24 protein-coding genes are annotated in these 21,332 nt (G+C 63.2%); 11 read left to right on the top strand and 13 right to left on the bottom strand.

Features of this window, described 5'->3' with window-relative positions; all coding sequences use genetic code 11:
• Positions 1-12: 12 nt before the first annotated feature.
• From IVA96_RS18090 to IVA96_RS18075, 4 genes are read left to right on the top strand one after another with little or no spacing between them, the layout of a single operon-like run.
• A complete protein-coding gene (locus IVA96_RS18090) occupies positions 13-1,791 on the top strand; it encodes a cbb3-type cytochrome c oxidase subunit I (RefSeq protein ID WP_247276812.1) in 1,779 nt (592 codons plus the stop codon).
• The gene (locus IVA96_RS18085) at positions 1,788-2,492 is read left to right on the top strand and encodes a cytochrome c oxidase subunit 3 (protein ID WP_247276811.1); all 705 of its coding nucleotides are present in this window, start codon (positions 1,788-1,790) and stop codon (positions 2,490-2,492) included. The genes IVA96_RS18090 and IVA96_RS18085 overlap by 4 nt, the downstream gene beginning before the upstream one ends.
• 9 nt (positions 2,493-2,501) lie before the next feature.
• Positions 2,502-3,224, top strand: a complete 723-nt coding sequence (locus tag IVA96_RS18080; RefSeq protein WP_247276810.1) for a heme-copper oxidase subunit III family protein — start codon at positions 2,502-2,504, stop codon at positions 3,222-3,224.
• A gap of 9 nt (positions 3,225-3,233) precedes the next feature.
• On the top strand, positions 3,234-3,626 hold the full coding sequence (locus IVA96_RS18075; RefSeq protein WP_247276809.1) for a cytochrome C oxidase subunit IV family protein: 393 nt from the start codon (positions 3,234-3,236) through the stop codon (positions 3,624-3,626).
• A 52-nt stretch (positions 3,627-3,678) separates the two neighbouring features.
• On the opposite strand, the gene IVA96_RS18070 is transcribed toward IVA96_RS18075, so the two are convergent.
• From IVA96_RS18070 to IVA96_RS18030, 9 genes are all read right to left on the bottom strand, one after another.
• Positions 3,679-5,436, bottom strand: coding sequence for an NAD+ synthase (locus tag IVA96_RS18070; protein ID WP_247276808.1), 1,758 nt, complete (start codon positions 5,434-5,436; stop codon positions 3,679-3,681).
• Positions 5,437-5,459: 23 nt separating this feature from the next.
• Positions 5,460-5,813: a diacylglycerol kinase gene (locus tag IVA96_RS18065; protein ID WP_247276807.1), complete on the bottom strand. Its 354-nt coding sequence runs from the start codon at positions 5,811-5,813 to the stop codon at positions 5,460-5,462.
• 4 nt (positions 5,814-5,817) lie between these two features.
• Positions 5,818-7,206, bottom strand: a complete 1,389-nt coding sequence (locus IVA96_RS18060; RefSeq protein WP_247276806.1) for a 3-deoxy-7-phosphoheptulonate synthase class II — start codon at positions 7,204-7,206, stop codon at positions 5,818-5,820.
• A gap of 273 nt (positions 7,207-7,479) precedes the next feature.
• The gene (locus tag IVA96_RS18055; RefSeq protein WP_247276805.1) at positions 7,480-7,743 is read right to left on the bottom strand and encodes a hypothetical protein; all 264 of its coding nucleotides are present in this window, start codon (positions 7,741-7,743) and stop codon (positions 7,480-7,482) included.
• Positions 7,744-7,946: 203 nt separating this feature from the next.
• Complete coding sequence (locus IVA96_RS18050) at positions 7,947-8,531, bottom strand: TIGR00645 family protein (RefSeq protein WP_247276804.1); 585 nt, start codon at positions 8,529-8,531, stop codon at positions 7,947-7,949.
• Between the two features lie 31 nt (positions 8,532-8,562).
• The gene (locus IVA96_RS18045; RefSeq protein ID WP_247276803.1) at positions 8,563-9,201 is read right to left on the bottom strand and encodes a TerC family protein; all 639 of its coding nucleotides are present in this window, start codon (positions 9,199-9,201) and stop codon (positions 8,563-8,565) included.
• Entirely contained in the window at positions 9,198-9,560 is a 363-nt protein-coding gene (locus IVA96_RS18040; RefSeq protein WP_247276802.1) for a hypothetical protein, read from the bottom strand. The genes IVA96_RS18045 and IVA96_RS18040 overlap by 4 nt, the downstream gene beginning before the upstream one ends.
• A 2-nt stretch (positions 9,561-9,562) precedes the next feature.
• Positions 9,563-10,036, bottom strand: a complete 474-nt coding sequence (locus IVA96_RS18035; RefSeq protein WP_247276801.1) for a TerB family tellurite resistance protein — start codon at positions 10,034-10,036, stop codon at positions 9,563-9,565.
• A 404-nt stretch (positions 10,037-10,440) separates the two neighbouring features.
• Positions 10,441-10,821 carry a nuclear transport factor 2 family protein gene (locus IVA96_RS18030; protein WP_247276970.1) on the bottom strand — a complete coding sequence of 127 codons (381 nt, stop codon included), beginning with the start codon at positions 10,819-10,821 and terminating at the stop codon, positions 10,441-10,443.
• A 133-nt stretch (positions 10,822-10,954) separates the two neighbouring features.
• On the opposite strand from IVA96_RS18030, the gene IVA96_RS18025 reads away from it, so the two are divergent.
• The 3 genes from IVA96_RS18025 to IVA96_RS18015 are packed head-to-tail and all read left to right on the top strand — an operon-like array spanning position 10,955 to position 13,274.
• Entirely contained in the window at positions 10,955-11,782 is an 828-nt protein-coding gene (locus IVA96_RS18025) for a class II glutamine amidotransferase (RefSeq protein ID WP_247276800.1), read from the top strand.
• 21 nt (positions 11,783-11,803) lie between these two features.
• Positions 11,804-13,030: a carboxylate-amine ligase gene (locus IVA96_RS18020; RefSeq protein ID WP_247418490.1), complete on the top strand. Its 1,227-nt coding sequence runs from the start codon at positions 11,804-11,806 to the stop codon at positions 13,028-13,030.
• A 58-nt stretch (positions 13,031-13,088) separates the two neighbouring features.
• Positions 13,089-13,274: a hypothetical protein gene (locus tag IVA96_RS18015; RefSeq protein WP_247418488.1), complete on the top strand. Its 186-nt coding sequence runs from the start codon at positions 13,089-13,091 to the stop codon at positions 13,272-13,274.
• Here IVA96_RS18015 and IVA96_RS18010 read toward each other — a convergent pair.
• From IVA96_RS18010 to rpiA, 4 genes are all read right to left on the bottom strand, one after another.
• Positions 13,259-13,600, bottom strand: coding sequence for a hypothetical protein (locus IVA96_RS18010; protein ID WP_247418487.1), 342 nt, complete (start codon positions 13,598-13,600; stop codon positions 13,259-13,261). The genes IVA96_RS18015 and IVA96_RS18010 overlap by 16 nt on opposite strands.
• An 86-nt stretch (positions 13,601-13,686) precedes the next feature.
• Positions 13,687-15,075, bottom strand: coding sequence for a glutathione-disulfide reductase (gene gor, locus IVA96_RS18005; RefSeq protein ID WP_247276797.1), 1,389 nt, complete (start codon positions 15,073-15,075; stop codon positions 13,687-13,689).
• Positions 15,076-15,202: 127 nt separating this feature from the next.
• On the bottom strand, positions 15,203-15,742 hold the full coding sequence (locus IVA96_RS18000; RefSeq protein WP_247276796.1) for a DUF2059 domain-containing protein: 540 nt from the start codon (positions 15,740-15,742) through the stop codon (positions 15,203-15,205).
• Positions 15,739-16,458 (bottom strand): ribose-5-phosphate isomerase RpiA, encoded by a 720-nt coding sequence (gene rpiA / locus IVA96_RS17995; RefSeq protein WP_247276795.1) that lies wholly within the window; start codon positions 16,456-16,458, stop codon positions 15,739-15,741. The genes IVA96_RS18000 and rpiA overlap by 4 nt, the downstream gene beginning before the upstream one ends.
• Positions 16,459-16,624: 166 nt before the next feature.
• On the opposite strand from rpiA, the gene IVA96_RS17990 reads away from it, so the two are divergent.
• From IVA96_RS17990 to IVA96_RS17975, 4 genes are all read left to right on the top strand, one after another.
• Positions 16,625-17,317, top strand: a complete 693-nt coding sequence (locus IVA96_RS17990; RefSeq protein WP_247276794.1) for an HAD-IA family hydrolase — start codon at positions 16,625-16,627, stop codon at positions 17,315-17,317.
• A 382-nt stretch (positions 17,318-17,699) separates the two neighbouring features.
• Positions 17,700-18,752: a GTP 3',8-cyclase MoaA gene (moaA, locus tag IVA96_RS17985; protein ID WP_247276793.1), complete on the top strand. Its 1,053-nt coding sequence runs from the start codon at positions 17,700-17,702 to the stop codon at positions 18,750-18,752.
• A gap of 174 nt (positions 18,753-18,926) precedes the next feature.
• The gene (locus IVA96_RS17980) at positions 18,927-19,508 is read left to right on the top strand and encodes a TRAP transporter small permease subunit (RefSeq protein WP_247276792.1); all 582 of its coding nucleotides are present in this window, start codon (positions 18,927-18,929) and stop codon (positions 19,506-19,508) included.
• A gap of 26 nt (positions 19,509-19,534) precedes the next feature.
• Positions 19,535-21,190 (top strand): TRAP transporter large permease subunit, encoded by a 1,656-nt coding sequence (locus IVA96_RS17975; RefSeq protein ID WP_247276791.1) that lies wholly within the window; start codon positions 19,535-19,537, stop codon positions 21,188-21,190.
• The last annotated feature ends 142 nt before the right edge of the window (positions 21,191-21,332 follow it).

The following is a 21,332-nucleotide window of genomic DNA, read 5'->3' as shown; positions in this document are numbered from 1 at the left end:
GAGGAGGTTTCTGTGGTCGATATTCCATATGAAGGGATCCCCGGCATCCCGCCTGCCGAAGTACCTGATGTCGAGCTCTATCATCCGAGGAGCTGGTGGACACGATATGTCTTCTCGCAGGACGCCAAGGTGATCGCTATTCAGTATTCGCTGACGGCCACGGCGATCGGGCTGGTGGCCCTGGTGCTATCGTGGCTGATGCGGCTGCAATTGGGATTCCCCGGCACCTTCTCTTTCATCGATGCCAACCAATACCTTCAGTTCATCACCATGCACGGCATGATCATGGTGATCTATCTGCTCACCGCGCTGTTCTTGGGCGGCTTCGGCAACTACCTGATCCCGCTAATGGTCGGCGCGCGGGACATGGTCTTCCCTTATGTGAACATGCTGAGCTACTGGGTCTACCTGCTCGCAGTCCTGGTGCTGGCCTCGACATTCTTCGTGCCCGGCGGCCCCACCGGCGCCGGCTGGACGTTATACCCGCCGCAAGCAATCCTCTCCGGAACGCCCGGGCAGGATTGGGGCATCATTCTCATGATGTCGTCCCTGATCCTGTTCATCATCGGCTTCACCATGGGCGGACTGAATTATGTGGTAACGGTACTCCAGGCCCGCACCCGCGGCATGACGTTGATGCGCTTGCCCCTGACGGTGTGGGGCATTTTCACGGCGACCGTCATGGCGTTGCTGGCATTCCCTGCCCTGTTCGTTGCCTCGGTCATGCTGCTGCTCGACCGCCTGCTCGGAACCAGCTTCTTCATGCCTTCGCTCGTCGAGATGGGCACGCTGTCGAAATATGGTGGCGGCAGCCCGCTGCTCTTCCAGCACCTGTTCTGGTTCTTCGGCCATCCCGAAGTCTACATCGTCGCCCTGCCCGCCTTCGGCATCGTCTCCGATCTGATCAGCACGCATGCGCGCAAGAACATCTTTGGTTACCGTATGATGGTCTGGGCGATCGTGGCCATCGGCGCGCTCAGCTTCATCGTATGGGCGCACCACATGTATGTGAGCGGCATGTTCCCGCAATTCGGGTACTTCTTCGCCACCACAACGCTCATCATCGCAATCCCCACCGCGATCAAGGTCTACAACTGGGTGCTGACCCTGTGGCGCGGCGACATCCATCTCACGGTGCCGATGCTGTTCGCCCTCGGCTTCATCATCACCTTCGTGAACGGCGGGCTCACCGGCCTCTTCCTCGGCAACGTCGTCGTGGACGTGCCCCTCTCGGACACCATGTTCGTGGTCGCGCATTTCCACATGGTGATGGGCGTGGCGCCGATCATGGTCGTGCTCGGCGCGATCTATCATTGGTACCCCAAGGTCACGGGACGGATGCTGAACGAGGCCTTGGGCAAGTTTCACTTCTGGGTCACCTTCCTCGGCGCGTACCTGATCTTTTTCCCCATGCACTATCTTGGACTGCTCGGGGTTCCGCGGCGGTATTTCGAACTCGGCGATGCGACATTCATCCCATCCTCGGCCCATTCACTCAACGCCTTCATCTCCGTGGTGGCCTTGACCGTCGGCTTCAGCCAGATGGTGTTCCTGTTTAATCTTGCCTGGAGCTTGTTCAAAGGTGAGGCCTCAGGCGGCAATCCGTGGCGGGCGACGACGCTAGAGTGGCAGACGCCGGAGACCCCTCCAGGGCACGGCAACTGGGGCAAGGAGCTCCCGGTCGTGTACCGCTGGGCCTATGACTACAGCGTGCCCGGCGCCGCAGAGGACTTCATTCCGCAGAACCAGCCGCCGCGCGCGACGCAGCTCATTCAGGGAGCTGCTTCGTGAGCGCCGTCATCCTCTTCCTGGCTGTGCTTGCGGTGATCGCCGGTTGGTGGCTATCGCAGCAGCGGCTGACGGCCAAGCCATGGCTGGAGGAAGGCCCGGTCGGTAACTTCCCGGGCGGCGATACCATGACCTGGCCGGCAGCGAAGGTCGGACTTGGCGTGTTTCTCGCCGTCGCGAGCGCATTATTCGTCCTCTTCATCAGCGCCTACTCGATGCGCATGAGCGTGGTGGACTGGCGGCCGCTGCCGATACCGCGACTGCTGTGGGTCAACACAGGAGTCCTGGTCCTGAGCAGCGTCGCGCTGCAATGGTCGTACGTGGCCGCGCGCCGACACGATGCTGAAGGCGCCATGATCGGTCTGCTCGCCGGCGGAGCGTCTGCCGTGATCTTCCTCGCCGGGCAGCTCCTGGCCTGGCAACGGCTGGGGGCTGCCGGATATCTCGTGGCGTCCAATCCGGCGAATTCTTTCTTCTACCTGTTGACCGCAGTGCACGGGCTCCATCTGACAGGCGGTCTGGTGGCCTTGGGCCGAACCTCAGCCAAGATGTGGCGCGGCACCGAGATCGCCAACATGCGCTTGAGCGTGGAGCTGTGCGCCATCTACTGGCACTTCCTGCTGCTGGTCTGGCTTGTCCTGCTCGGTCTTCTCACGGGCTGGACCGACGATTTCGTCAACATCTGCCGCCAATTGCTGAGCTAGAGAGACCAGATGGCTGAGACCGTGCTCACAAATCCGGGCCAATCGCCTGCGCGGCCTGAGGGCTGGCGCGGCGTCGCCGACGACTGGGCGTCCGATCAGCGCGCCTTCAAGAACGTGTCCTGGGGCAAGGCCATGATGTGGATCTTCCTCCTCAGCGACACCTTCATTTTCAGTTGCTTCCTGCTCTCCTACATGACGGCGCGCATGTCGACGACCGTGCCCTGGCCCAATCCCAGCGAAGTCTTCGCTCTCAACATCGCCGGCAAGCACATTCCGCTGATTCTGATCGCCATCATGACGTTTATCCTGATCAGCAGCAGCGGCACCATGGCGATGGCCGTCAATTTCGGCTACCGACGCGATCGCGTCAGAACCGCGGCCTTAATGCTGGCCACGGCAGCCTTCGGCGCGACCTTCGTTGGAATGCAGGCCTTCGAATGGACCAAGCTGATCATGGAGGGCGTCCGGCCCTGGGGCAATCCATGGGGTGCCCCGCAGTTTGGCGCGAGCTTCTTCATGATCACGGGCTTTCACGGCACCCATGTCACGATCGGTGTGATCTTCCTCATCGCCATCGCGCGGAAGGTCTTTCGCGGCGATTTCGACGTCGAGAGGCGCGGCTTTTTCACGAGCCGCAAGGGGTATTACGAGATCGTCGAGATCACGGGCCTGTACTGGCACTTCGTCGATCTCGTGTGGGTGTTCATCTTTGCATTCTTCTATCTTTGGTGAGGTCGGCGCATGACAAACGCGGCGGTACACATGGAAGGACAACTTCACGCTCCGGTGCATGGCGCAGTCGCAACGGGGGCCGTTCACGCCAAGGGTCAACAGCACCCGATCAAGCTCTACCTCGTGGTCTGGGGCTGGTTGTTCGTCCTCAGCACGTGCTCCTACCTCGTCGACTACTTTGGCCTACATGGCTATCTGAGGTGGTCGCTGATCCTGCTGTTCATGGTGTTGAAGGCCGGCTTGATCGTCGCTGTCTTCATGCACATGGCCTGGGAGCGACTGGCCCTGGCCTACGCCATCCTGCTGCCGCCGGTCGTGGTATTGGTATTTGTGTCGATCATGGTGCTCGAATCCGATTACACCCACTTCCTTCGCGTGCTCTTCTTCGCAACCCCGTCGTAGCGGCAACCCGAGTTCTCACCGTCATTCCGCGCGAGGCGGGCATCTAGAAGAGTCACCCCTCAAACGCGTCGATCGACGCCTTGCTACCACGTGACACCAGCGCCTCATCCGCCGCCGGCAAGGGCTCGCCCTTGTCACGAAAACGGTTGGTGATGGGATAGCGGCGGTCGCGACCGAAGTTCTTAGGTGTCACTTTCACGCCGGGTGCGGCCTGGCGGCGCTTGTATTCGGCGACGTTGAGGAGATGGTCGATGCGGGTGACCGTCTCGCGGTCAAAGCCGGCTGCGATGATGTGATCAAGTGGCTCCTCGCGTTCGACCAGACGCTCCAGGACGGCATCGAGCACATCGTAGGGCGGCAGAGAATCCTCATCACGCTGGTTCTCGCGCAATTCCGCGGTCGGCGGCCGCGTGATGATATCCGGCGGAATGACCTCCCCGGCCGGTCCGAGCGCGCCTTCCGGCTTCCAGGAATTGCGCAGTGTCGCCAGCCGAAACACCTGCGTCTTATAAATGTCCTTGATCGGATTGAAGCCGCCGTTCATGTCGCCATAGAGCGTGGCGTAGCCGACCGACATTTCCGACTTGTTGCCTGTCGTCACCACCATCAAGCCGGTTTTGTTGGAGATCGCCATCAAGAGCGTGCCGCGGGTGCGGGCCTGGAGATTTTCCTCGGTGATATCTGGCGGCAGATTCTTGAAGATGCCGGACAGGATCGTCTCGAACCCGTTCACCGCTTCGGCGATCGGCAAAACCTCGTAGCGGATGCCGAGATGGCCCGCGAGCTCGCCGGCATCCGCAATCGCGTGTGGTGCCGTGTAGCGATAAGGCAGCATTACGCCATGCACCTGATCGGCGCCGAGCGCATCGACCGCGATCGCCGCACACAGCGCGGAATCGATGCCGCCGGAAATGCCCAGCAGCACGCCTGGAAAGCCGTTCTTGGCGACGTAATCGCGGAGGCCCAGCACGCAGGCGGCATAATCGGCCTTGTCGCCCTCGGGCTGCTGGGCGACCGGCCCGGTGCAGCGCCAGTCGTCACCATTCCTGGTGAAGCGCAGCGTGACCACGCTCTCCTCGAACGCCGGTAATTGCGCCGCAAGCGAGAGGTCGCCATTGAGCACGAAGGACGCTCCGTCGAACACGAGCTCGTCCTGGCCACAGACCTGATTGAGATAGACCAGCGGCAGGCCGCTTTCGGTGACGCGCGCCACGGCGACCGACAGACGAACGTCGTTCTTGTCGCGGGCGTAAGGCGAGCCGTTCGGCACCAGGATGATCTCGGCGCCAGTCTCCGCCAGCGTCTCGATCACGTTTTCGTAGTCCTCGGACTCTTCCAGCCAGATGTCCTCGCAGATCGGCACCCCGATGCGCACGCCACGCACGGTCACGGGTCCTGCTGCGGGTCCGCGCGCAAACAGTCGCCTCTCGTCGAACACGCCGTAGTTCGGCAGATTGCATTTGAAGCGTAAGCCGGAGACACGGCCGCCATCGAGCAGCGCACAGGCATTGTAAAGCCTGCCCTCCTCGACCCAGGGCGTGCCGACCAGCATCGCCGGACCACCGTCCGCGGTCTCGCGCGCGAGGCCTTCGATCGCGGCGCGGCAGGCAGCCTGGAACGCCGGCTTCTGCACCAGGTCCTCCGGAGGATAGCCGGCGATGAACAATTCCGGAAACAGCACGAGATCGGCACCGTCGGCGGCGGCTCGCGCGCGCGCCGAGCGTGCCTTCGCAGCATTGCCCTCGATGTCGCCCACGGTCGGATTGAGCTGGGCGAGCGTGACCGCGAATGCGTTGAGACGTTCGGTCATGGACCGCCCTTGTTCGATCCTCGCTAGACGAAACCCAATCGCTCGATGAGCGCAAAGATCCAGAACGCGCCAGCCATCAGCAGCGCAACGCCGACCGCGGCCGAGCCCATGTCCTTGACCCGGCCGATCTGCTTGTCGTGGTCCATGGTCAGGCGGTCGGCGAGTTTTTCGATCGCGGTGTTGAGCAGCTCGACCACCAGCACGAAGGCGACTGCACAGACCAGCTCGACCGCGCGCATCGCGGTCGCGCCGATGAACCAGGCCAGCGGCAGCGACAGGAGGAGCACAAAGATCTCCTCGCGGACGGCCTGCTCCGAGCGGAACGCAAAGGCCAGACCGTTCCGGGAATTGATCGTGGCCTTCCAAATTCGCAGCAAGGTTCTAGAGCCCCGCTGCGGCCGGCATCGGCCTGGCTTTGCCGGCGCGTTCCTGCTTCAGCAGCTCGGCAATCAGGAAAGCCATGTCGATGGATTGCTCAGCATTGAGACGGGGATCGCAGACCGTGTGGTAGCGGTCGTTGAGATCCTCGTCGGTGATGGCGCGGGCGCCGCCGAGGCATTCGGTGACGTCCTGGCCCGTCATCTCCAGGTGCACGCCGCCGGCATGGGTGCCTTCCGCGGCGTGGACCGCGAAGAACGACTTCACCTCGGACAGGATGCGGTCGAAGGGGCGGGTCTTGTAGCCCGAAGTCGAGGTGATGGTGTTGCCGTGCATGGGATCACAGGACCAGACCACCACCCGGCCCTCGCGCTGCACGGCGCGGATCATGTTGGGCAGATGCTCACCGATCTTGTCGGAGCCGAAGCGGCCGATAAGCGTCAGCCGGCCCGGCTCGTTGTCGGGGTTGAGCACGTCGATCAGCTTCAGCAGTTCGTCGGGCTTAAGTGACGGGCCGCATTTGAGCCCGATCGGGTTCTTGATGCCGCGGAAATATTCGATATGGCCATGATCGAGCTGGCGGGTGCGGTCACCGATCCAGATCATGTGGCCCGAGGTCGCGTACCAGTCGCCGGTGGTGGAATCGACGCGGGTCAGGGCCTGCTCGTAGCCGAGCAGCAGCGCCTCGTGGCTGGTGTAGAAATCCGTGGCGCGCAGCTCGGGATGACTTTCGAGATCGAGGCCGCAGGCGCGCATGAAGTTGAGCGCGTCCGAGATGCGGTCGGCCAATTCCTTGTAGCGGCGGGACTGCGGGCTATCCTTCAGGAAGCCGAGCATCCATTGATGCACGCTGCCGAGATTGGCGAAGCCGCCGGTGGCGAAGGCGCGGAGCAGGTTCAGCGTCGCGGCCGACTGGCGGTAGGCCATCAGCTGGCGCTGCGGATCCGGCACGCGCGCTTCCTTGGTGAAGGCGATGTCGTTGACGATGTCGCCGCGATAGCTCGGGAGCTCGACACCGTTCACCTTTTCGGTCGGCGACGACCGCGGCTTGGCGAACTGGCCGGCGATGCGGCCGACTTTCACCACGGGGACGGCGCCGGCGTAAGTAAGCACCACCGCCATCTGGAGCAGCACGCGGAAGAAGTCGCGGATGTTGTTGGCGCCGTGCTCGGCAAAGCTCTCAGCGCAGTCGCCGCCCTGGAGCAGGAAGGCCTCGCCGGCCGCAACCCGTGCCAACGCCTTCTTCAGATTGCGCGCTTCGCCGGCAAACACCAGCGGCGGAAAGGTCGCAAGCTGCGCCTCGACGTCGGCCAAGGCCTTGGCGTCGGGATAGTCGGGCACCTGTAGCACCGGCTTGCTGCGCCAGGACTCGGGCGTCCACCGCTCGGACATCGCAATCTCTCCGTGAAGCAAAAAGCGCAACCTGATCTGTGGGTTGCGAGGGCCGCCTTATACACAGGCTGGCCCCGTCCCGCCAGTTGTAAATCCATTCCGCATTGCAAACCCTTGCGGCCAAAGTCAAATTCGCAATTGTTGGGAAACGGTCGGCGATCAAACCGGAGGTGTTGACGGTCAAGCCATTCGACGTCGGCGCCACCGCCCCGATCACCGCGATACAAGGTGGGGCGGCGTCGCGGAATGGACCCAGACCTAGGGGGAATGACGTCAGCGAATGATCGTCGTCAGAGACGAGTAACGCCTGTTCAGCCTGGCTTCGCCCGGCGCGAATTGCGCAAATGCGTCGCTAACTCGCACCGCCGGCGGCGTATCGCTCGCAAAGCGAAATTCCTTCGGCCGCGGCGCGTAGAAACTGGTGCGGAAATAGGCCTCGTCGAAGCGTGCCTCGCCGACCCCGAACAATGCGTCGCAGAGAAACAGGAGCGCGTACACTCCTGCGACTGCGGCGACGATCTCCCTGAGAATAGACATGAGGATGCCCTGCCCTTTTGCCGGGAGGATGCACGCTGGTTCCAAAGTCGAGGTTTAAAGCCGCGCGCTTCTTGTTCGCAGGGTTTGCCGCTACTGTGCGGATTGCAGGCAATTTTATCGATCCGGAAAAGGGAGCCCGCCCGACCAAGCGACCAGGCGGGCCCAGGCTTGGCCGCTCGGGAGGTATCGGACGGCCGGATTCGTCAGCCGTGGCTTGCCTCCTTGCGATGGCCGCTCTCGCTGAGGCGATCGACCCAAGCGATGCCGATCGCCGAGATGATGAAGGTCAGGTGGATCAGCACCTGCCACATCACGCCGCTCTCGGTGAAATTGCTGCGCGTCGTGCCGAGATTGCCCGCCTCGATGAAGGTCCTGAGCAGAGAGATCGAGGAGATGCCGATGATCGCCATCGCCAGCTTGATCTTGAGCACGCTGGCATTGACGTGACTGAGCCATTCCGGCTCGTCGGGATGCCCGGTCAGGTTCAGGCGGGAGACGAAGGTCTCATAGCCGCCGACAATCACCATCACCAGCAGGTTCGAGATCATGACGACGTCGATCAGCCCGAGCACGACCAGCATGATCTGCTGCTCGCTGGCGTCGAACGAGTGCAAGACCAGGTGCCAGAGCTCTTTGAGGAACAGCAGCACATAAACGCCCTGCGCGATGATCAGGCCGACATAGAGCGGCACTTGCAGCCAGCGCGAACCAAAGATGAGCTGCGCAAACGGGCCGATCTGCGGCCCCTCCGCGGCATGCGCCGAAGGTGCTTTCGGTTCAGACGTCATTGATCACTCCGGATTGCAAATAGGAAGCGCCTCACAGACTCGCGATGACAGGCGCGAGCTCGAGCGAGCCCCGATAGATCATCTCGAAGGCGACGTAAACGATGATGGCGAGACCGACATAGGCGATCCAGCGCTGCTTCTGCAGCACGCGGCCGAGCAGGTCGGCCGCAACGCCCATCATCGCCACCGACAATAGCAGACCGAAGGCAAGGATGTAGGGATGCTCGCGCGCGGCGCCCGCAACCGCGAGCACGTTGTCGAGCGACATCGAGACGTCGGCGGCGACGATCTGCAAGGCCGCCTGACCAAAGGTCTTTCGCTGCGCCGGCGCAGCACCCGCGCCGCCGCCATACTCGAACGCGAGCTGGCGCGAATGCGCGGACTGCTCGCGCAGCTCGCGCCACATCTTCCAGCAGACCCACAGCAACAGCACGCCGCCGGCGAGCAGGAGGCCGATCACCTGCAGGAGCTGGGTCGCAACGCCGGCGAAGACGATGCGGAGCGCCGTGGCGGCGACAATGCCGACGACGATGGCGCGCCGGCGCTGCTCGGCCGGCAGTCCCGCCGCGGCAAGGCCGATGACGACGGCGTTGTCTCCGGCCAGCACGAGGTCGATCAGGATGACCTGAAACAGCGCGGTCAGAGCATCGGCGGTGATGAATTCTGTCATGATTGATCGTTTTTCGGTGCAGACGGATCGAGCCAGTGCGGTTTCTTCCGTTCAACCCAATCCAGGACCTTGGCGCGCGAGGAGCGCAGCAGCGGCACGTCTTCCGCCAGCAATGCAAGACCGAGCGGCAGCATCCAGACGCCGAGCACCGGCAGAAAGGAGAGCACGCCGCCGACGATGAGCAGCAGGCCCGAGGGAATCCTGATCCAGCGGCTGGACGGCTTGAGCAGATAGGTGACGGCGTCGCCCATGCGCGGCGGCAAGCGATGGACGAGCTTGTCGAGACGCGGGTCGCCGCCGGCCAACTGGCTGGCGGGGCCCGTGGCCCCATTCGTAGGCTCGTCCGAAGCTGCGCTCATGCTCACTCCTCTGCCGCCACGGGCTGTTGGGCGCGCGCAGCACCCGGTGCGACCTGCTTTGCACGCGGCAGGGCCAGCGTCAGCAGGCGCAACAGCTTGATCGCCTGCACCTCATGCGGATGCACGTCCTCGTCGGCAGCGGCGACGCGCTCCGACAACTCCATCAGATGCGACGACAGCGGCATGTCCGAGACCGGCCGCAGCGTATCGATCACGACGTTTGCAAAATCCGGCTCCTCGAGTCGCTCGGCGAGTGTGTCGAACATCCCAAATAGCCTTTCGTCCTCGATATGAGGCGCCAATCCGCGATCGCGAATGAAGCGGATCACCTCGTCGCGCTCGACCGGCGAAACGCGCCGGTCGGCCACGGCGACGAGCGCGCCGGCAATGACCAGCGCCGCCGCAGCCTGCTCGTTCAGGCTGGACGGATCGGCGATCTCGATCTCGATCGGATTTGAATGCTTGGCGTCAGACATCGTTGCTCCCTAAGCTTGCGAAATGGCCGCACGGAGCTGCGATGGAACGACTGGTCGGAGAGAACCGAAGAAGGCCCGACGATCGGCCGATCCATCGCATTCGCGCGGGACAGGTCATCCGACATCACGAGGTTTGCCGACATTGTCGGCGTCCTCGCCAGAGGGGCCCGGATTCTTGTTCCTCTCAGAGATAAAGACGGGGCTGTCGGAATCAAGGCGATACGGCTGCGACTAGCCGCCGCATTGGGTTCCATATGGCCATGGAAGCGGGCTGGAGTCGATCTTTCGTGGCTCGCCAAGTGACGCCATGCGCCGCGCGGTCACACACCTCAGGGCGATGGTGTCGGGTTGGCGCTCGTTGCATCGCGAGCCAGCATGAATGGATGCCCCTGGCCAAGTGCTCCTCATCCTCCCCGCTCGACGAGATGCGCACGCGAGGGCGACGGCTCGAACCTGTCACCGAAATACTGCGTTTCGTGCGCCACCAGGCCTTCGCGGAATTCCATGATACTCACGACGTAGGACGGCACCCCATCATAGCTCAGGACGAATTCGCTCACCCAGAAATCGCCTCCACCGGCAATCCGCCGGACCGTGAATCGCTTCCTGTTCGGCTGCGCGGATCGACTCTCCTGAATGTTCCTACGACCGCGGATGCGCTCGCCGGACTGCGGATAGTCGAGCACGGCATCCTCGCAGTAAATGTCATGCTCCGCCTCGAAATTGCTCGCGTCCGAAGCATCCCAATGGCGCTTGAGCGCGGCTAGCTTGGCTCGATCATTCATCTCGATCTCCATCTCGATTTTCTCGCATCCTAGCAACGAAGCCGGCCTTGGTCGCGCTCCCGGCATCACCGGGAACCATGAGGGAGTCAGAACTGTTGGTGCAGCTCAAGACACATCCCCGAGAGGATCCCTCATGTGCCGCTGGATCGCATACCGGGGCGAGACGACGTCCTTCGAGCCCTACGTCACCGAGCCCGAGCATTCGCTGGTCGCGCAGAGCATCCGCTCGCTTCAGTCGACGGCGGGTTCGAACGGTGACGGCTTTGGCCTCGGCTGGTACGGCGAGCATCCGGAGCCAGGCCTTTATCGCGAGACGCGCCCGGCCTGGTCGGACGAGAACCTGCGCTATCTCTGCCGCCATCTGCGCTCGCATTTGTTCTTCGCGCACGTGCGCGCGGCCACCGGCACGGCGGTGACACGGCAGAATTGCCATCCCTTCGCCTGCGGCCAATGGATGTTCATGCACAATGGATTCGTCGGGAGCTGGAATCGGCTGCGGCGCAGGGTCGAGGCGTTGATCCCCGATCCTTATTACCCATCGCGGCTGGGCACCACCGATTCGGAAGCCGTATTCCTCGCCATGATGGGCGCGGGTCTGGATAGCGATCCGCTCGGCGCAACGCACCGCGTGCTGCAAGCCCTCGTCAGTCTCGTCAACGAAGGCCAGCTACGCGAACGGCTGCGCTTCACGAGCGCGATCGCCAACGGCCACGATCTCTACGCGTTCCGCGTTGCGGTCAACGATGCCGCGAACACGCTGTATTTCCGCGAGGCCGGCGGCCAGGTCGTCGTCGTGTCCGAGCCGTTCGACAAGGACGAGGATTGGGCCGAAGTGCCGCCGAATCACACGCTGATCGCGCGCGCGTCCGAAAGCGTGAAGATTGTTCCGTTCACTCTTGCAATTACGGGTGAGTGCGACGCGGAACCCGTTCCATCCAGAAGAATTGTTGCCGGCAGGTAAATACCTCGGCCGGGTGGGACAATGACATTTGCTTCAGACGTTTTGAAACTGCTGCGGCTTGATCCGTCCGACGACAGGCAGCACTTCGTCATTCGCTCCGCCGGCAGAGGCGGCAAGGCGGCGGAATATTCGTTCGGCATCGAGGAGGAATATTTCCTCGCCGATCGTCGCAGCCTGGAAGTCGCGATCGAGACTCCCAACGAGCTGTTCGAATCGGCGAATTGGTCGACCGGCGGCCAGGCGATGCGGGAAATGCTGCAATCCCAACTCGAGGTCGCGACCAACATTCACGTCGAGGTCAATGACGCGCGCGAAGAGCTCCGCTTCCTGCGCCGCGAGGTCGCAAACGTCGCCGCGCAATACGGCTTCGTGATCATGGCCTGCGGCACGCATCCGACCGCGGTCTGGCGCATGTCGCAGCCCAGCCCGAAACCGCGCTACGAGGAGATGATCGAGGATTTGCGCAGCATCGGCCACCGCAACATGATGTGCGGCATGCATGTGCACGTCCAGCTGCCAGATCCCGAGAAGCGCATGGCGGTGATGCGGGCGATGCTGCCGCATCTGCCGCTGTTCATCGCGCTCTCCGCCTCGTCCCCATTCTGGAATTCGCACAAGACCGGACTAAAGGGCTACCGGCTCGCCGCCTACTCCGAGCTGCCGCGCACCGGCCTGCCCGAACTGTTCGAAAGCAAGCAGGACTTCGACGACTATGTCGGCGCGTTGCAGCGCTCGGGCGTGATTCCCGACGAGAGCCACATCTGGTGGGCGATGCGACCTTCGATGCGACACCCGACCCTCGAGCTGCGCGCGCCCGACACCTGCACCTTCATCGACGACGCCGTCGCGATCGCCTCGCTCTATCGCTGCCTGACACGGCACCTCTACCTGCGGCCCCACCTGTCGAAGGAGGTCACCGCGGTCGAACGCGCGATTGCGGTCGAAAACAAATGGCGCGCCCAGCGCTACGGCACCGATTGCATCTTCGCCTCGAAGGACGGGCCCGTCACGATCTCGGAGCTGCTCTCCCGCGTGATCGACGACATCGCTGGGGACGCAGCGGCACTGAACTGCGCCGCCGAGGTCGAGCACTGTCGGACCATCGTTGCGCGCGGCAGCTCCTCAGAATTCCAGCTTCGCGCCTATCGCGAACATGCCGAGGACATCGGGGCAGTTTCGCGCTGGATCGCAGCCTCGACCATCTCAGGGACGAGCGCTCCGACTGGCAGCGTTCCTGCTCCGTCATAACGCCCGGGCAAGCTTCGGCAACGAAATGTCGTCTTGAATTCGGGCATCGGAGGAACGCATGAATCGCGTCACGTCTTGCCCCGGCTGCGGCCATGGACTTGTCCCGATGCTTTCGGCCAAGGGCCGCGCGGAGCTCAGCTGCCTCTGGTGCGAAGGCATCGACGTGCGAACGACGGACATGGCGAAGTGGGCGGACAGCCCGTCCGGCAAGCCTGAGCGGGCTGCCCGTCAGTCGCTCGAATGAGCGGTCGCCCCGTTCCGGTCAGATCCTCGCCGCCACGCGTTGCGGTGGAATATTGCCGGCTCCGGGAGGCGATCAGCCGATGATTTTCGCGGCTGCCGGCGTCGCCGGAGATAGAGGCAGTTGACGAGGATCGGCTCGTCATCGCCGAGCGTTGCACGCTCCTTGACGAGCAGGCTCATGACCGAACGCATCTTGAGGATTTCCTGCGCGACGAAGCTGCAGTCCTCGTCCCGATTGACCTGCTCACGCATGATGGACTCGGCCTCGAGCATGCTGACCCGGAGCGCTCGTATGGTTCTGCGGATTTCGTTGATACGGTTGTCCATGGCTGCCTCCCTGACGATCGCAGCATAAGAACAAAACATGAACATAACGTCAAGGCCTCACAGGCCGAGACCTCACAGTCGAAAGGCTACTCCGCCGCCTGGCGCACGTGGCGTGCGCTCGGCGTGCGCATGGTAACGAGCTCTTCGGCCGCGGTCGGGTGCAGCGCGATCGTCGCATCGAAATCGGCCTTGGTCGCCTTCATCTTCACAGCGATCGCGACCGCCTGGATAATCTCGGCGGCGGCATCGCCGACGATGTGGCAGCCCAGCACGCGCTCGGTCGCCCCGTCGACGACGAGCTTCATCAGCATGCGGGTGTCGCGGCCCGACATCGTCGCCTTGATGGGGCGGAACGTCGTCTTGTAGATATCGACGTGGCTGTACTGCGCCCGTGCCTCCGTCTCGGTGAGGCCGACGGTGCCGACCTCCGGCTGCGAGAACACGGCGGTCGGGATGTTGGCATGATCGACCCTGACCTCGCGCTTGCCGAACACGGTGTCGGCAAAGGCGTGGCCTTCGCGGATCGCTACCGGCGTCAGGTTGAAGCGGTGGGTGACGTCGCCGATCGCATAGATGCTGTCGACCGAGCTCTTCGAGAAACCATCCACCGCTATGCCGCCATTGCTCGGATTAATGGCGACGCCGGCGTTCTCAAGGCCGAGATTGGCCACCGCAGGATGGCGGCCGATCGCGAACATGACCTGATCGGAGGCGAGGCTCGACCCGTTCGACAGATGCGTGGTGAACTCCTCGCCGTGCCGATCGACCTTGGTCACGGTGCAGCCGGTGAGGATGGTGATGCCCTGCTTCTCCATCTCGGCGCGAACGTGGGTCCGAACATCCTCGTCAAAACCGCGAAGGATGTTGTCGCCGCGATAGATCACCGTGACGTCCGAGCCGAAGCCGGCGAAGATCCCGGCGAATTCCAGCGCGATGTAGCCGCCGCCCTGAATCACGATCCGCTTCGGCAACTTTTTCAGATGGAAAGCCTCGTTGGAGGAGATCACGTGCTCGATGCCGGGAATCGCCGCGCCATGGTTTGGCGCCCCGCCGGTGGCGATCAGGATGTACTTCGCCGTGATCTTGCGGTCGTTCTCGAGCAGACGGACAGTGTGCTCATCCTCGATCACCGCCCGGCTCTTGACGATCTGCGCACCCGACTTCTCGACATTGGCCGTGTAGGCCGCCTCGAGCCGCGCAATCTCCTTGTCCTTGTTGGCGATCAGCGTCGGCCAGTCGAAGGTGGCTGGCGGGACTGTCCAGCCGAAGCCGGCGGCGTCCTCGAGCTCATGACGAAAATGCGAGCCGATCACGAACAGCTTCTTCGGCACGCAGCCGCGGATCACGCAGGTGCCGCCCATGCGGTACTCTTCCGCGATCATCACGCGGGCGCCGTAACCAGCCGCGATGCGGGCGGCCCGCACGCCGCCCGAGCCGCCACCGATGACAAAGAGGTCGACGTCGAATTCAGCCATTGTCCACTCCGACCTCTTTCAGAGCATGATCCGGGAAAGTGTGGAGCGGTTTTCCGAAAAAGATCTTGCTCAAATAACAACCCAGAGCGCGATGACGCGCTTTAGGACTCCTATCAGATAGGTGCGCTCAGATCTCCTTGCCACGCTTGCGCATCTCGGCGCGGAAGGCTCCCATCACGGTCTCGGAGAAGTTCTGGGCCCAGGAGTTCATGAAGGCCATGCTGAGGCCGATGGCGCGCGGCTCGGCCTCGATCAGCTTCTTGCCGAGCGGCGACCTGTAGAAGGTGACGAGGTCCTTGAGCTCCTGCTCGGTAAATTCGCTGGCATAGATCTGCGCCATGCCTTCGCCGATTTCGTTCTGGCGGCCGTTGAGCTGCTGGGCGACGATCGGCGCGACCTCGTTGAGGTCCTTCTGGTAGTTGAGATTCTGCTGGATCAGCGCGATCTTGGTCTTCTCGACGAGGCCGGGCACGGCGCCGCTGTACATCGCAGTCGCGTTCTTGATCTGCAAAATCTCCTTGGCCGCCGCAATCGCCGCAGGTGAGGCTTTCGGCTGGGCCGGCGCGGCGGCCTTGGGCGCGGCCTGCTGGGCCATTGCCGGGGCGGCCGAAAGCGCCAGTCCCACAGCGAGGGTCGCAGCCGGCAAGAATTTCAACACGATCTTCATTCCAAGTCTCCTTTCGGCTTGCGCCGTTCAATCACGCGGATTCCCTCGCCGCCCGCCAAAACGGCCGAGCCGGCCAAGCCGATGAACAACCCATGCTCGACCACGCCCGGAATCGCGCTCAACGCGTTGGCGAGGCCGGATGGATCCACAATACGTCCGAGCTGGGCATCGACGATCCAGTGGCCGCCATCGGTGACGAAAACGTGGCCGTCTTTGGCCTTGCGGACCGCCATCTGCCCGGAAACGCCGCATTCGGCAAATGCAATCTCGATCGCGCGACGCGTTGCCCCAAGCCCGAACGGGATGACCTCGACCGGCAGCGGAAAGCGTCCGAGCGTCGGCACCCATTTGCTCTCGTCGGCAATCACGATCATGCGATCCGACGCAGCCGCCACGATCTTCTCGCGCAGCAGCGCCCCGCCGCCGCCCTTGATGAGGTTGAGCTCGGGATCGATCTCGTCGGCGCCGTCGACGGTGATGTCGAGATGGTCGATCTCGTCCAGCGTGGTCAGTGGCACGCCGCAACGCTCGGCGTCCGAGCGGGTCGCTTCCGAGGTCGGTACGCCGATCACCTTGAGCCCGGCGGCGACGCGCTCGCCGAGCAGCTCGACGAAATGTTTTGCGGTCGAGCCGGTGCCGAGCCCGAGTTGCATGCCGTCACGCACCTCCTCGAGGGCGCGCGCGGCCGCTTGCCGCTTCAACTGGTCCATGTTCACGTTTGCGCCCGCCTTGAATCGAGAATGTGCCGCCGGGTGTGGCCGGTTGCGGCGGCCTATGTAGCCTCGTTTTTTCCCGGAGAACAGGGTCTGGGATCAGGTCTATAAGCGGATCTTATGGTCCCGCCCCTTGCTTCGATACGACCGGGCCGGTAGCGCTTCGCCCATGACCTTCCCTCACACCATCGTCTTCGATCTCGACGGCACGCTTGTGGATACGGCGCCCGACCTGATCACCGCGCTGAATCACGTGCTCGACCGCGAAGGGCTGCCGCCGGTGCCGATGGCCTCGGCCCGGAACATGATCGGCGCCGGGGCCCGCAAACTGATCGAGCGGGGCCTGGAGGCCGAGGGGCGCACCGTCACCACTGCCGACATGGACCGGATGACGGCGGATTTCATCGCCTATTACGCCGATCATATCGCGGTGGAATCCCGCCCCTTCGAGGGGCTCGAGGCCGCGCTCGACCATTTTGCCGCCCAAGGCCACCGCCTCGCGGTCTGCACCAACAAGCTGGAATGGCTGTCGAAGCGGCTTTTGGACCAGCTCGACCTCAGCCGCCGCTTCGCGGCGATCTGCGGCGCGGACACGTTCGGCGTCCAGAAGCCGGACCCGACCATTTTCCGCGAGACCGTGGCGCGCGCCGGCGGGGAGGTCAAAGCCTCCATCATGGTCGGTGATGCCGGAACCGACGTTGGCGTGGCCCGCCGGGCCGGGGTGCCCGTGATCGGGGTCAGCTTCGGCTATACGGACGTGCCGATCGCCGAACTGAAGCCGGACCGGCTGATCCATCACATGCGTGACCTGCCCGCCGCAGCGCGCAGCCTGATGACCGCCCAGGCTCCAGCAAACCCCTGATAAATCTGAGTTATTCCTTGCAATTCTGCGTGATCGATGCGCAGCCGTGGTTGCCTGCCCAAGCGGCACGCCTTAGGTCCGGCTGGGCGATGTAGCGGTTGGTCGCAGAAGGTGGCCTCCATCACCGCGCCAAATCCGGGATTTGCAGAGCTTCAATCGGCCACTCCGCCCAAACCGGTCCGTAAGCCGCAGCGGCCCAAGAAGCCGAAACCTGCGGCAGCCGCAGCCCGGCGGACGCCGCGCGGGCCGCGTCCCCCGAGCCAAGCGCGGGAGGCGCTGACCTATCGACCCGATTGTCCTTTGCCTCTCCGATGCTTAGATTGCTTCCAGAGCACCGCTGAAGCGTCGGTGCGCAAGCTGCCCGAAGTACAAGGCTTCCCGTATGAACGGATCTTCCGCGAGCCCCCTCGCTACAGCGAGTCCCCTCGCCGCGCTGTCGAGCCCCATGACCGATCCGTTCGGGCGGACCATCAGCTATTTGCGCGTGTCCGTGACCGACCGTTGCGATTTGCGCTGCTTCTATTGCATGTCAGAGGACATGACGTTCCTGCCCAAGGCTGACCTGCTGACGCTGGAGGAACTCGACCGGCTCTGCTCGGCCTTCATCGCAAAGGGCGTGAAGAAGCTGCGGCTCACCGGGGGCGAGCCCTTGGTCCGCCGCAACGTGATGATGCTGGTGCGCTCGTTGTCGCGGCATCTTTCCAGCGGCGCCTTGAATGAGCTGACGCTGACCACCAACGGCACCCAGCTTGCGAAGCATGCGCGGGAGCTCGCCGATTGCGGCGTCCGCCGCATCAACGTCTCGCTCGACACGCTCGATCCCCGGAAGTTTCGCGAGATCACCCGTTGGGGCGAGATCGACAAGGTTCTGGAAGGCATCGAAGCCGCCCGCGCCGCAGGGCTCAGCGTGAAGATCAACGCGGTGGCCCTGAAGAACCTCAACGAGGACGAGCTCCCCGAGCTGATGCGCTGGGCCCATGGCAAGGGCATGGGCCTGACGCTGATCGAGGTCATGCCGATGGGCGAGATCGGCTCGGGCCGGATCGACCAATATCTGCCGCTGTCCCTGGTGCGCGCGCGTCTCGCCCAGCAATTCACGCTGACAGACCTAGCCGAGAGCACGGGCGGACCCGCGCGCTATGTCAACGTCGCCGAGACCGGCGGCAAGCTCGGCTTCATCACACCAATGACCCATAATTTCTGCGAATCCTGCAACCGGGTGCGCATCACCTGCACCGGAACGCTGCACACCTGCCTTGGCCACGAGGATGCTTCCGATTTGCGTAAACCTCTGCGTGCATCGAACGAGGATGTGCTGCTTGCGGATGCGATCGATCGTGCCATTGGGCTCAAGCCCAAGGGCCACGATTTCATTATCGACCGCCGCCACAACCGTCCCAGCGTCTCCAGGCATATGAGCGTCACCGGCGGGTAGCCCTTAACCTGCTCGCGGGTATTATTTCCCCTTAACTATCAACAAACTTCCAATTGACTGGCGGCACGCCCGCTGGTTTGGTGCGGCTGCCTCATGCCTGCGCGGCGAGACAAGCCACGCGCCAACTCGGCGCAGTCAAGACGGCCGGGGGCACAATCGGGGGAGGACCTATCGTTGCAAGCGCTCCTAAAGTTGAGCAGCAGGATTGACGCGTTCACGCGCTGGACGGGCAAACGCCTGGCATGGCTGATCGTGCTCGCAGTCATCATCTCGGCGGTCAACGCCGTCATCCGCAAGACCTTCGATACGTCCTCCAATTCGTGGCTCGAGCTGCAATGGGTGCTGTTCAGCATCGTCTTCCTGCTCTGCTCGTCATGGACGCTGCTCGACAACGAGCACATCCGCATCGATATCGTGAACAACGCACTGCCGAAGACGGCCCGCAACGTGATCGACGTGATCGGTCACTTGTTCTTCCTCATTCCGCTGTGCGTCGTGATGATCATCACCGGCGTGCCGTTCTTCCAGCGCTCCTTCCACATCAACGAGCAATCCGGCAATGCCGGCGGCCTGCCGCAATGGCCTGCCAAAGCCCTGATCATGATCGGGTTCGCTCTCCTGCTCGTGCAAGGTATCTCCGAGCTGATCAAGCGGATGGCAGTCATGCGCGGACTGATGCCCGATCCGCATGAATCCCAAGTGTCGGCGCTCGAGGCAGAAGTCGAGCATCTCGTCGAAGCGATCGAGAAGAAGTAGCCGTTGGCGACGGTTTAGGGGAAATCATGACCGCGTTTATCATCGCCAATATGGCGCCCATCATGTTCGCGTCGCTGGTTGTCGTGCTGCTGCTCGGCTATCCCGCGGCATTCTCGCTCGGCGCCGTCGGCCTGTTCTACGCCATCATCGGCGTCCAGCTCGGCCAATTCCACCCCGACTTCCTCCAGGCCCTTCCGGAGCGGGTCTACGGCGTGATGAACAACGACACGCTGCTCGCCATTCCCTTCTTCACCTTCATGGGGCTGGTGCTGGAGCGATCGGGCATGGCCGAGGACCTGCTCGACACCATCGGCCAATTGTTCGGCACCATCCGCGGCGGACTTGCTTACGCGGTGGTGTTCGTCGGTGCGCTCTTGGCCGCGACGACGGGCGTGGTTGCCGCCTCGGTGATTTCGATGGGGCTGATTTCGCTGCCGATCATGCTGCGCTACGGCTATGACCGCCGGGTAGCGACCGGCGTCATCGCCGCGTCCGGCACGCTCGCGCAGATCATTCCGCCCTCGCTCGTCCTGATCGTGATGGCCGACCAGCTCGGCAAGTCCGTCGGCGACATGTACGAAGGCGCCTTCATCCCGGGCCTCGTGCTCGCCGCCCTCTACGCCGGTTATGCCTTCCTCGTCAGCATGATCTTCCCGAAGGCCGTGCCGGGCCTGCCGAAGGAGGCCATCGGTTTCCGCGAGGAGGACGGCAGCCGCGGCCTGGTCTCGCTCGGCATGCTGTTCCTCGCGAGCTGTGTGTTCGGATGGTTCATGATGCGCAGTTCGAGCACGCATGGCGCCGACTACGTCGTGCTGAGCATGTTCTACGGTATCATCTTCGCCTTCGTCGTCGCCGTGCTGAACTGGGTTATCGACAAGCTCACCGGCTTCCGTTTCCTCTCGAAGATGGCGCAGCAGACCACCTTCGTCATGGTGCCGCCCCTGTTCCTGATCTTCCTGGTGCTGGGTACGATCTTCATCGGCATCGCGACGCCGACCGAAGGCGGCGCGATGGGTGCCGCCGGCGCCCTCATCCTCGGTGCCGCAAAGCGGCGGCTGAGCTGGGACCTGATCCGGCAGGCCACGGAATCGACCGCCAAGCTGTCGGCTTTTGTTGTGTTCATCCTGGTCGGCGCCCGCGTGTTCTCGCTCACCTTCTACGGCGTCAACGGGCATGTCTGGGTCGAGCACCTGCTCACCTCCCTGCCCGGCGGCCCGGTCGGCTTCCTGATCTTCGTCAACGCGTTCGTGTTCGTGCTGGCCTTCTTCCTCGACTTCTTCGAGCTGGCCTTCATCGTGATCCCGCTGCTCGGACCTGCCGCCGAGCATCTCGGCATCGACCTGATCTGGTTCGGCGTCATCCTCGGCGTCAACATGCAGACCTCGTTCATGCATCCGCCATTCGGCTTTGCGCTGTTCTATCTGCGATCGGTCGCCCCGAAGGATCGATATACTGATCGCGTCACCGGCAAGCGAATGGAGCCTGTCACCACGGGCCAGATCTATTGGGGGGCGGTGCCATTCGTCGTGATTCAGTTGATCATGGTAGGTCTGGTGATCGCGTTCCCCTCGATGGTGATGCACTACAAGGGCGTGCAATCGAACATCGACCCCAGCACGATCAAGATCGAAGTGCCGCAGATCGACTTGCCGCCGCTCGATCTCGGCCCGCCGCAAAAGTAGCGAAGGAGCGCGCGACTGCCCCTCCTACCCTCCCCCTGAGGGTCAGGGCTATCGCATGTGGCCGAGGAGCTCAAAAAGAAAGGCATCGTTCCACCCGGCGCGCTTGAGCTTGAGGCGCAAGGAGATGGTGGTGTCAGGGTGA

The organism is Bradyrhizobium sp. 159 (assembly GCF_023073795.1).
Lineage (GTDB): Bacteria > Pseudomonadota > Alphaproteobacteria > Rhizobiales > Xanthobacteraceae > Bradyrhizobium.
This window is presented reverse-complemented; position numbering and strand designations above follow the sequence as displayed.